The sequence below is a fragment of the uncultured Campylobacter sp. genome (assembly GCF_938017775.1).
Taxonomy (GTDB): Bacteria; Campylobacterota; Campylobacteria; order Campylobacterales; family Campylobacteraceae; genus Campylobacter_B.
This window is the reverse complement of sequence record NZ_CALIIU010000033.1, coordinates 26,959-38,248: the sequence shown is the minus strand read 5'-3', so window position 1 is coordinate 38,248 and position 11,290 is coordinate 26,959. Positions and strand designations below refer to the sequence as shown.

Annotated in this window: 10 protein-coding genes; 6 read left to right on the top strand and 4 right to left on the bottom strand. The window is 49.1% G+C overall.

From position 1 onward, the window contains the following. Window positions 1-702 (top strand): hypothetical protein, encoded by a 702-nt coding sequence (locus Q0537_RS04875; protein ID WP_299225575.1) that lies wholly within the window; start codon window positions 1-3, stop codon window positions 700-702. 902 nt (window positions 703-1,604) lie between these two features. Here Q0537_RS04875 and Q0537_RS04870 read toward each other — a convergent pair. Then, complete coding sequence (locus tag Q0537_RS04870) at window positions 1,605-2,435, bottom strand: pyridoxamine kinase (RefSeq protein WP_299225573.1); 831 nt, start codon at window positions 2,433-2,435, stop codon at window positions 1,605-1,607. Between the two features lie 178 nt (window positions 2,436-2,613). On the opposite strand from Q0537_RS04870, the gene menA reads away from it, so the two are divergent. After that, a complete protein-coding gene (gene menA, locus Q0537_RS04865) occupies window positions 2,614-3,516 on the top strand; it encodes a 1,4-dihydroxy-2-naphthoate octaprenyltransferase (protein ID WP_299225571.1) in 903 nt (300 codons plus the stop codon). A gap of 75 nt (window positions 3,517-3,591) precedes the next feature. Here the strand turns inward: menA and Q0537_RS04860 are convergent, their stop codons facing one another. Both Q0537_RS04860 and Q0537_RS04855 read right to left on the bottom strand, forming a co-directional pair. After that, window positions 3,592-3,879, bottom strand: coding sequence for a DUF2695 domain-containing protein (locus Q0537_RS04860; RefSeq protein ID WP_299225569.1), 288 nt, complete (start codon window positions 3,877-3,879; stop codon window positions 3,592-3,594). Between the two features lie 344 nt (window positions 3,880-4,223). After that, the gene (locus Q0537_RS04855; RefSeq protein WP_299225567.1) at window positions 4,224-6,071 is read right to left on the bottom strand and encodes an aryl-sulfate sulfotransferase; all 1,848 of its coding nucleotides are present in this window, start codon (window positions 6,069-6,071) and stop codon (window positions 4,224-4,226) included. 234 nt (window positions 6,072-6,305) lie between these two features. Here Q0537_RS04855 and Q0537_RS04850 point away from each other — a divergent pair, with 234 nt between their 5' ends. Genes Q0537_RS04850 through Q0537_RS04835 form a run of 4 tightly spaced genes read left to right on the top strand, consistent with a single transcriptional unit; the run spans window position 6,306 to window position 9,965 of the window. Next, window positions 6,306-6,962: a thiol:disulfide interchange protein DsbA/DsbL gene (locus Q0537_RS04850; protein ID WP_299225565.1), complete on the top strand. Its 657-nt coding sequence runs from the start codon at window positions 6,306-6,308 to the stop codon at window positions 6,960-6,962. Window positions 6,963-6,970: 8 nt separating this feature from the next. Beyond that, the gene (gene dsbI, locus Q0537_RS04845) at window positions 6,971-7,594 is read left to right on the top strand and encodes a protein-disulfide oxidoreductase DsbI (protein WP_299225563.1); all 624 of its coding nucleotides are present in this window, start codon (window positions 6,971-6,973) and stop codon (window positions 7,592-7,594) included. A 39-nt stretch (window positions 7,595-7,633) separates the two neighbouring features. Then, complete coding sequence (locus Q0537_RS04840; RefSeq protein WP_299225561.1) at window positions 7,634-9,283, top strand: sensor histidine kinase; 1,650 nt, start codon at window positions 7,634-7,636, stop codon at window positions 9,281-9,283. A 1-nt stretch (window position 9,284) separates the two neighbouring features. Then, window positions 9,285-9,965, top strand: coding sequence for a response regulator (locus Q0537_RS04835; protein WP_299225559.1), 681 nt, complete (start codon window positions 9,285-9,287; stop codon window positions 9,963-9,965). Between the two features lie 504 nt (window positions 9,966-10,469). On the opposite strand, the gene Q0537_RS04830 is transcribed toward Q0537_RS04835, so the two are convergent. Beyond that, window positions 10,470-11,120, bottom strand: coding sequence for a thiol:disulfide interchange protein DsbA/DsbL (locus tag Q0537_RS04830; RefSeq protein WP_299225557.1), 651 nt, complete (start codon window positions 11,118-11,120; stop codon window positions 10,470-10,472). Window positions 11,121-11,290 lie beyond the last annotated feature (170 nt).

The following is an 11,290-nucleotide window of genomic DNA, read 5'->3' as shown; positions in this document are numbered from 1 at the left end:
ATGAGGCAAAATTTTAAAATTTGCGCGAGCGAGCGAGGTAAAATTTCACCGCCGGGCGCGAGTGAAATTTCATCATTTAGCGCGGATAAAATTTCATGCGATGCGGGTAAAATTTACGCGTCCGAGCGAGGTAAAATTTTATCCAAAGCGCTAGCGGCGTTTTTACTCGTAACAGCTTGCCATTTGGGCGCGGCAGATCTTTTCGTCGCGGCTCAAACCCCGCTTCTAAACAAAGCGGGCGGCAAGGAGATCGCCAAGCTGCACGTAGGTGCGAAACTGCAAGTGCTAAAGGACGGCAAGGACTACGTGCAGGTGCGATACGCGGGCTTCGTGCCCGAGGGAAGCAACGTAAGCTACGCAAGGCTTGGGATTTTGGAACAGGACTTGCAAGCGCAAAACGCAAAGAGCCTAAAGACGCTAAAGACCGTGAAGGACGACTACGACAACGAATGGGCGAACGTCACTATCGACGGCTACGTCGCGAAGCTCGCCGTAACGGACGATGCGGCTAAAATTTACGACGCGGGCGAAAATCTATTCAAGGAGCGCTGCGGCAGCTGTCACGCGCTACACGGATATGACGAGTTCAACGTCAATGTCTGGCCCAGCGTGGTCGAGACGATGATACAAAACTCGGGGTTGCAGCCTGACGAATACGAGACGCTCGTGCGATTTTTGCAAAGCAAAGCGCCGGTGGAATGAAATTTAAAGCGCTTGCTATTTACGCAGCGGGTGGAATTTATCGCCTAAATCTCGCCCGCTAAGTAAACTTAGAATTTTAATACTCGAGGCAGAATTTAGCTTTAAAATTTACAAAGTAGAATTCTACCCACGAAATTTCGGCTATGGAATTTTGCGCTAGCACCTTTTTGTGCGAGTAAGCTCATTCGCCACGGCGTAAATTTCGGCTATAGACTTATGCGCGGAATTCTGCTTGATTTCGCGCAGTAAAGCTCTACCGCTACGCGATAAATAATAGAATTTTTCCACAATATTTGCTGTCAAATTTCACGCTCGGTGCGCATTTTGCCTATATCACAAAACGCAGCAGCCGCAAAATTTCACGCGATAGCTTTCCGCCGCAGATGGAATTTCACCGCGCAAATTCTAGATTTTTAAAGCGAAATTTCAAATAAAATTCGTGCCATAAACTCATCGTGTAAATTCTATACCAAAAACTATAACTGCGTGACATCGATATGGATTTTAATCTAAATTTTACTCATAAATTTTGAGATTATTTTATAAGTGCATAGCACACGACTCGCAGGAATAAAATTTTAAGCAGATTTCGTACGAAATTTCAAAATGCGGCCCAAACTTGCAAGCAGATAAATTCGCTGTAGCCTTGCGTTTAGAATTCCGCGCTATCGATAAATTTCGCATCTTTACTTCGGCGCAAATTTTAAAATTCTATGTAGGAGATAAAATTATAAGCCGTGCAATGTGAATTCTAAAATTCCATGCCCCACACGACACATAAATTTTGAAATTTTAAAATTTCACACCGCAGATAAAATTTAGGAATTTCCTTTTGCGGTAAAATTTTAAAGCTCTACCGTAAACCCTCTGTCCGCGCGGCGAGTTCCAAATCCGTCTAGAACTTAGATTTTCCTCACCAGCTCTGGGATTATTGCCTCAAAATCGACCCCTTCGTAGTCCTTACGCTCATCGTCGCTCATCGTCTCTTTGATTGTGCTGACGACGAAGTCTGCAGCGATACGAACCGCGGTTTCCAGCGACTTACCGCGCATTATTGCGCCGAAGGCTACGGCGGCGAAAATATCGCCGGTACCGTTAAATTTAACCGGCAGCAGCTCGTGAAAATACTCGTTCGTCCTGCCCGTGCGCGCATCGTAGCTGAAAACCCCGCACTGATCGGCGATGTAGCCGATGCCCTTTAAAATAACCTGTCTGGCGCCCAGCTCTCGAAGCCTTGCAAGCAGATCCATGATGAAATCCCTATCCGCCCCCTCTCGGTACGGCACGCCTGTAATCGCGCAGGCCTCGGTGATATTGGGCGTAATGATGTCGGCTTGAGCGCACAGAAGCGCCATCATACGAGCAAAATCCTCGTTAAAGCCTGGATAAAACACGCCGTTATCGCCCATGCAAGGATCTACCAAAATAGTTTTGCCCGCGCCGCCGAAGCTCGCAAATAGCTCGCTCATAATCTCGATCTGTGCCGCCGAGCCCAAAAAGCCCGTGTAGATGCCGTCAAATACCACTCCGCGGTCTTTCCAGTGCGCCATGATCGCGCGTATTTGAGAGCTTAGATCGCAAAAGGTGTAGCCCGAAAAGCCAGTATGCATCGATAAAACCGCCGTAGGGATCACGCTCGTGCTCATCCCCATCGCGCTAAGTATCGGCAATGCAACGGTCAGCGAAACCTTGCCCACGCAGGATATATCTTGAACGGTAAGAACTTTTTTCATCACAATTCCTAAAATTTTTGGCTCTATTTTACCGCTATTTATATTAAAAAGGCGAATTTAAATAAAATTTACTCTACGAATAGTCTAAATTTATAATATTTTTGGCGTTTTTCCGCTAAATTTTATCTCGGGTTCGCCGTAAATTCGGCGTATAAATTTAAAAACAAAAGGCAAAAAAATGATAACCGCAAAGGCCCTTTACGCATCCGCTCGCCTCAGATCAATACCTCTTAGCGTCTCGGGCGTGTTGCTCGGTAGCGGTGCGGCATACGGCGCGAGCGTATTTAGAGCGGATATTTTCGCACTGGCGCTGCTTACGACGCTGTTGTTTCAGGTACTTAGCGACTACGCCAACGACTATGGCGACGCGGTAAAAGGCACCGACGATGATGGCAGGCTGGGGCCGCGCCGCGCGATACAAACGGGGCAGATGAGCGTGGCCGAGATGAAGCGCATCATCGTCGCTACGGCGCTGCTTTCGGCATTTTCGAGCCTTGCGCTAAGCGTTTTGGCGTTTGGCGAGCGATTTTATCTCGTGCTACTGTTTTTAGCGCTAGGCGGCGCGTCGATATACGCGGCGATCCGCTACACCGTGGGCGCCGGCGCATACGGATATAAGGGACTTGGCGACATTTTCGTGTTTTTGTTTTTTGGGCTACTTAGCGTGCTGGGCTCGTACTTTTTATACGCGCGTTCGCTCGATGCGGCGCTGCTGCTGCCTGCGTGCGCATGCGGGATGCTAAGCACCGCCGTGCTAAATTTAAATAATATGCGCGACGTACAAAACGATGCGCTCAAAGGCAAGCGCACGATCCCCGTGCGTATCGGACTGCGCGCGGCTAAACGCTACCACTATGCGCTGATCGCGGGCGGAGCGGGTCTGATGCTATGCTACTCGTTTTTGCGGGGCGAGCCGGGCGTAAGACTACTCTACGTAATTAGCTTTGCGCCGCTTGTTTGGCACCTATTTTTCATCTCGAAAGTGCGGGAGTGTCGCGACTTCGACGGGCAACTAAAGGTCGTCGCACTCTGCACGTTTGCGATGTCGGCGCTGTTTTTCGTCGGAAAAATTCTGAGTTAAATTTAAACGCCGCGCTGGTAAAAATTTACGAAATGCGATGCAGGGGCAAAGCCATATCTCCCTGCGCATAGCTCCCTAAAACTCAAAGCAATTTTGCACATTGTTTAAAACTTCGCAATCGCAATACCCGCCGTTTTGCTCGCAAAAGTCCAAAACCGCCGCTTCATTCGATGCGCGGCGGGCTCGCAAAAACTCCAGCGTGAGCCTATGCGTGCCGTCGCAGCCACGATGCGCCAAGCCCTCGCCTAAGAACTCAAATAGCCCCTCAAACTCCGCCCTACTCATCGGCAGGCTCTTTTCAAATGTATCTCGCTGCCGCTGCGCCGCGAGCTTTTTGAGTTCCTTTTTTCTGGATTTTTCCACTATTTCTCCTTTGTTGCGCCGCCTTGCCGCATGAATATCTTTTGGGCGCATTAACCTCATACCTATCGTCCCCTGCCCCAAGCGGCATGCAAATTTCATCCAAACCGTGCGCTACCTATCTGTTCAAAATAACGCTTATTGATTTTAGCAGAGTGCGAAATCGCAAATCCGCATGATTAAATTTTATCTAGAACAAAGAGCTATGTTTTCGGCTAAATTTTGCCGTACCGAGGGATAAAATTTGGCAAATTCGGATGAAATTCTATCGAGTAGATGCGTAGAATTTGACCATAAACTAAACAAAAGCGGCCGCGCTCGAAATACGGCCGCTAAATTTTAAAATTTTACTTCTCAAACGCCTTTTCTAGGCTAAACGGAAACGCCTGATAGCCCATCGCGTTGGTCATTTTGATTTCGATTGACGGCTCTTTTGCGCCCCATTCAAACTCGTTGATATGCGGGCTAGGTACGCCGACCGGACGGCCTTTGACGATGTCAAACTGCATACCCGCGACCGCAGAGTAAACCATCACGCTATCTAGGTCGTCTTGATACTGCGCGAGCGATGTGACCGAGCTGTACCACTCGCTACCGCGCTGTTTGCCGTATTCCCAGACCTGCTCGACGGTCTTGGCATTCTCGTCGATTTTATAAACGACCGCGCGGGAGTATTTCATACCCGCCATCGCAGGCTGCTCCATGCCGCGGGTGTCGCCGTTGTCAAAGACGGTTAGATACACTACGCCCTTTTTAGACTTGCTATCGATGCGAAATGCCGTATGCTGCGTCCACTGCCAGTCAAATCCGCCCTTTTCGCTCTCGTAGCCCGGGCATTTTGAGTACTCGTCCTCGCAGACGATCTTTTTGCCGTCTTTATCTACAGGCTGGAGCAAGTAGCCCTTAAACTGATCTTTCCAGCCTTTGTGCGCGCCCATTATCCACTTGACTTTTTTGTCGCGGCCGATCTTGATGACGGCGTCTTGGTGGCGGCTGGAGATGATGATGCTATCGTCGCTTGGATCATAATCCACGCTATTTACGTGCGCCCAGTTGCGTCCAGGGCCAGAGCCCACGATGTCGCCCCATTTTTCGTTCGTATCCATCGCGGCTAGCTCGTCCGTGCTCGCGGTGTGACCAGCCTTGCTAGCGTCGATATTTAGGCACACCGCGCCCTGATCGAGAGTTTTTAGCACGATGTCGCGATACGGATCTAAAATTTCATACAGCCTAAAATCATCCACGACGTTGCCGTCGCGATCGACCTCGACGATGACATCGCGCACGGTGCGGACGTTTTTACCGTCGGCGCGTTTATAGTTGGCGTTTGCCGCGCGGAGGAAATAATGCCCGTTTTGCGCCACGTCCATAGAGTGCGAGAAGTCGTTGTAACCCGCAGGCAGCTCGCGGTTAAAGATTTCTCGTCCCATTATGTCGTATTTGGCGTATCTTTGGCCATATCCCCACGTCATCGCGCCGTCGTCGTTTTGCTTAAAGCCCATCATGACGCCCGCAGAAAAAGGCTGTTTGAGGTCGTAAATTTTACTCGGCTCCAGATACCAACGTACTTCGCCCTTGGTGTCAAGGATGAAGTTGTTCGGGCTGTAGTTCCACTCGATCGCGCCGCCTGCGGGGTTGTTCCACACGACTTTGGTGCCCTTGCCGGTTTTGTTTACGAAGTTATTTACGTAGTAGAGGCGATTGGCAAATTTGGCGCTCGGAGCCTTTACGACTTCGATTTTATCAAACAGCGCGCCCTTTTGAGACGGCATGCCCGAGCTCTCTAGATAAATCGCCGGAGCGTAAATTTTATAGCTTTCTTTTACGTGCTCGGTTTGGCCCTTATAAATTTTATCGTACTCGACCTCGACGGTGTTTTGATAGTCGGGGTAGAGCCCAAAAACGGGGATTCCACCGTGCGTGCGAAGGTGCTTGTCGGCGACCTTATAGCTGATCGTCTGACCGTCAGGTTTCGGCACGATAGTGACTTTCGCGTTTGCTAGCGTGTAGCCGCCGTTTTTGATCACCGCCGTTAGAGGCGCGATGTCGTATGGGTTTACGACTACTTCGCCAATCTTGCCCGGGACGGCGTAGTCTATGTGCGCGCCGCTAGGTCCGCCGATAGCGAGCGCAGCCGTGCTTAGACCGCCGAGTAACGCCGCAGCTAGCGCAAATGAAGAAAGAGTTCGCTTCATCTTATTCTCCTTTGAATTGATTTGATACCGTAATTTTAATCAACCTCGCTAACGTAGAAATCACGCGTTTATTAAAACTTGCTTAATTACAAAAAATAATTCAATTTTTTATACTTTCCGCTAAAATTTAGCCCAAATTTTACGAATTTAATCTAAAATTTATCTTAGCGTGAGTTCTGCGGCGGCGAAAAGGTATAAAATTAACGCAAACAAAATCATTTTAAGGAGCACTCCATGAACCTGCTTTCTAAATTTAGCAAAGGCTTTCTAGCAGTCGCGATGTTTGGCGCCCTTAGCGCGTCAGCATTTACCGAGGGCGAAGACTACGTAAAGCTGCAAAAGCCGCTGCCCGTGGAGCAAAACACGCTAGTTAAGGTCTTTAGCTACGCATGCCCGTTTTGCTACAAATACGACAAAACCGTCACGCCGAAGGTCGTAGAAAAGGTCGCGGGGCTAAAATACGTGCCGTTTCATCTAAAAACCAAAGGCGAATACGGCGAGGCAGCGAGTAAAATTTTTGCCGTCTTAGCCGTGATGGACGAGGAAAAAGGCGTAAGCCTGCTAGATGAAAACTCGCTGTTTAAAAAGGCTAAATTTGCCTACTACAAGGCCTATCACGATCAAAAGCAGCGCTGGAGCGACGGCAAGGACGAGGCCGCGTTTTTAAAGACCGGGCTTGATGCGGCGGGCATTAGCGAAGCGGACTATCAAAAAAAGCTAGAGGATCCAAAAGTCGCCGAACTACTTAAAAAATGGGACGAGAGCTACGACGTAGCGAAAATCCAAGGCGTACCGGCGTTTGTCGTAAACGGCAAATACCTCATCATGACGAAGTCCATCAGCTCTATCGACGGCATGGCGCAGCTAATTGAAGAGCTGCTTAAAAAATAGGGCGCGGCATGAAATTTGCGGAAAAAATAGCAAAATTCGCAGACAGCCGTCTGCCGTGGGCGATCCTCGTAGCAGTGAGCGTCGGACTCGTGGTGCTGGCGCACTCGCTGTTTCAAAACTACGTCTATATGCCGCCTTGCGAGCAGTGCGTCTATATCCGCTTTGCCTTTTTGTGCATGGCACTGGGAGGCCTTGTGGCGATCATAAATCCTAAAAATTTACTCCTCGCCGCGGCAGGCTACCTGCTAGCCTTTTGGGGCGCGATCCAGGGCATAATGTATAGCGCCAAACTAATCAAAATCCACGGCGCCGTACACGGAGACGATCCGTTCGGCGTGCAGGGCTGCTCGACCGAGCCGCACTATCCATTCGGTCTGCCGCTTGAGCGGTGGGCGCCCGATTGGTTCTTGCCTACTGGCGACTGCGGATACGATAATCCGATGGTTCCAGACGGCATCACGCTAGACGGCTTTCAGAAGTATTTAGTCGATCTTTATCAAGACGGCTGGTACCTGATCCCCTCAAGCAAATTTATGTCGATGGCCGACTGCACGCTGATCGGCTTTGGAGTCTGCTTCGTCGTGCTCGCCGCGATGTTTATTTGCAAAATTTTAACTCTGAAAAAAGCTTAAATCGGTCTAAATTTAGACCGATTTTGCTATACTCGCCGTATGAGAGCCTTACGCGAGCATAATTTTAAAATTTACTTCATCATCATTTTCGCGAGCCTTTTCGTGGTGCTTTTGGGCGTGAAAAACTACGAGGACGCCAAGGCGCAGATCACGGCGCTCGCGGATAAAAACAAGATCGCCGCTAGCGAAAATATGGTCGGGAATTTCTCGTTTTGGCTGGATGAGCGGCTGCACTCTCTGGTGCGCGCGGCTAAATTTATGCAAAACGCAGGCGCGATACGAGACGACGAGAAGCTCGGCGGCTTCATACGTCTTTTTAAAGAAAACTCCGCGGAATTTGACGCTTTGCAGTTTTTGCGCGAGGACGGAGAAATTTTCGTAGACGGCAAGGAGCTAGAGGGCGACGAGGCGATGCCAAAGAACCTTCGCACGGGGCTTGTGTGGTTTGAGGAGACCAAAAGCACGCTAGCGCCCACGGTAAATTTTATGCAGCGCCATAAAATTTTAGGCGAGCCGACGCTAAATTTATGCGTGCCCGTACTGGACGGCGGCTCGTTTGCGGGGGTACTTTGCGGCGTAGTGAAGCTGCAAAACATACTAAAAAATATGGAAAAATTTAAACTCGCGCCCGATTCCTACGCCTTTATCGTAACTCACGGCGGCGAAATTTTAACGCCGATGAAGGACGCGTCGCTAAAAAAGCAGATCGAGGATAAATTTAAAGAGCTTTTCCTGAGAGACGAAGACATCACGAGCCTAAATATCGGCTCAAATTTCATCTCCGTCGCCGAGATCCCCACGCTAAACTGGTTTATAGGCGCAGGTACGGATAACGAAAAGGAGCTCGCCGCGCTGCTTAACTCCGCGCTAAAAAACGCCCTTACACTGCTTTTTGCATTCGCGGCGCTGGCGCTGGTGGCAAATTTCCTCCATAACTTTATGTACTCAAAAATCAAAAACCTGCAAGACGACTACGAGGCCCTGCTCAAGCACAAAGCTCGTATGAGCGAGGCGGGCGAGCTAATCAGCGGCATAAATCATCAGTTTATCCAGCCGGTTAATTCGCTAAATTTGATGATCTCAAGCCTACTCATGCTGCAAAAGGACGGCAAGCTAGACGCCGCGACGCTAGAGCATATGCTGCAAAAAGGGCAGGCTGCGACCGTGCTTTTGAGCGATACGATCGAGATTTTTAGAAATTTTTATAAAAGCAGCGACAGTCCGCAAAAATTTAGCGTGCAACGCTGCATAAAAGACCTACTAAAGCTAATGCACACCGAGCTTAGCAAAGCAAACGTCGCGGTAAGCCTGCGCGAGTTTCAAGACGAAGAGGCTACCCAGCGGATGGGCATCGTGCAGCAAATTTTACTCATCCTCATACACAACGCCAAGGACGCGGTCGTGGAGCGATATAAAGACGAGATCGCCAAGCGGCAGATTTTTTTGGACGTCAAATTTGAAAACGGCACGTGCAAAATAGCCGTCACGGACTACGGCAGCGGCGTGAGCAGAGAGCTGCGGGATAAAATTTTAACCCAGCCAAAAACCACCAAAAAGCAAGGAAGCGGCATCGGGCTGTATTTTGGCAAAAAGCTAGCAAACGAGAAGCTCGCAGGCGACATCAAACTGCTAAGCGCGGGCGATCCGACGACGTTTGAGCTGAGCTTTGAGACAAATTTAAAGGAGTGAGATGCAAGAGCATTTGAGGCTACTTAAAGACCTGAGCGTCCTCATCGTCGAAGACGACGAGATCGCAAGGGAGCTGCTAATAGGCGGGCTTAAGCCATACTGCCTAAGCGTCTGGGGCGCGGGCGACGGGTTGGAGGGGCTGGAGCGCTTTAAAAAGCTAGCCCCCGCCATCGTCATCACCGACATCCACATGCCCGCGATGAACGGCTTTGAGATGATGAAGGAGATGATACGCATCAAGCCCGTGCAAAAATTTATCGTCTTTACCTCCTACGACACCGACGACAATCTCATCAAAAGCATCGAGCACGGCGCGGCGTCTTTTCTAAAAAAGCCGGTCGATATCACGGCGCTGCACCGCCTACTAGTGGCTCTGACCTACGAAAAGGACGAAAAGCTCGTGCGCTTAAGCCCGCAAACGAGCATAAATCTCGCCAAAGAAAAGATCTACAAAAACGGCGAAGAAATTTATCTCTCATTTTTGCAAAACAAGCTTTTTTGGCTCTTTGCGTACAACTTAAACAAGCTCGTGAGCTACGAGATGATCGAGGAGTTCGTCTATGAGGGCGAGCAAACGAGCAAAGGCGCGATACAAAACGTCGTGCTGAGGCTAAAGCGGGAGCTGGGGGTTAAATTTAAAAATATCAGTGAAAGCGGATACATCTTATTAAGCGGCGAGTAAATTTAACTTTGCGGCTTGCCTCGCGAGCGTCTTTAACGGAGCTAGTAAAAATTTAGCTCGGCGGACTACCTTGTCCAGCCCACGCTAAATTTTTACGTCGCAACCCTTAAATCCGTCTCGCGATACTTCGCCTTGACTTTTTTTGCACTCAAATTTGAAGTCAAATTTATAAATTTTGGCTCAAATTTTATTCACCGAGACCTGCATCTTGAAAATGTCAAATCGGTCACGGACGACCGAACCCGCTCCCTCGCCTCGTTCGCCGCTGCCTCGTCTGACGTAAAAATACTTCACCTTAATTTTTTATGTTCAAATTTAAAGTTAAATTTTTAAATTTTAGCTCAAATTTTACTCGCCGAGATCCGCGCCTCGAAAACATAAAATTTAATCGCTATCGTGCCGCGCGGCTTAGCGATAAAATTTACTGGAAGCCTCGCAGCCAAATTTAACGCGGCGCATAAAACAAAGTTTGCTTTGGTGCGGCTAAATTTAATGCGACAAGACCTATTTCGCCAGTAGCTCCTTTACTGCGGCGGCCATTTCATCGACGGAGCCGAACGAGGAGGTGTTTAAGAGATACTTGCCGCTGACGACAAATGCCGGCACGCCTGAAATCACCGCGACCTCGTAGCCCGCATCCCACTGCGTAAGCAGAGCCTGCGCCTTTTTGCTAGCAAGTGCCGCTTCGTATTCGCTCAAGCTCACGCCTGCAGCATCCAGCGCGGTTTTGATGAATCTTTGTTTATCACTGCCGCCGCCAAAATCGTCCTTTTTGTCATGGATCGCTTTGTAAATCGCGAATTTCGCTTTTTTAAATTTCGACTCGTCGCTTAGCAGGCTCACATCGTCCTTCTCATCAAGCACGATGAGGGCTGCGAATACGCCGCTAGCGGTCTGCCCAAACACGCCTTTGGTCTTTAGATGCCATGGCAAAAACTCCGTCCCCTCAAGCTTTTTCATCAGCTGCGGCGTGACCGTCCTATCAAACGCATAGCAGTGCGGGCACTCGTAGTTAAAAATTTTGACGACGCTGTTTTTCGGTACGTTTAGCGGCTTTTGCAACACTTGATAATTAACGCCCTCCTCTAGCGCGTTTGCACCTACGCTAAGCAAGCAAACGGCGGCTAAAGCTTTAAAAATTTTAGCGATTTTCATAGAATTCCTTTGCGGTAAATTTTAAAGATTGTATAAAATAAAGGGTAAATTTGAGATTAAGCGAGCTAAGCTAGTCAAATTTAAACAAAGCGGCGAGTAATTTTTATCAAATTTAACTCGCCGCGAAATTCTAAATCCAGCCGCGCACATAGTTTTAGCGGTGGCTAGAA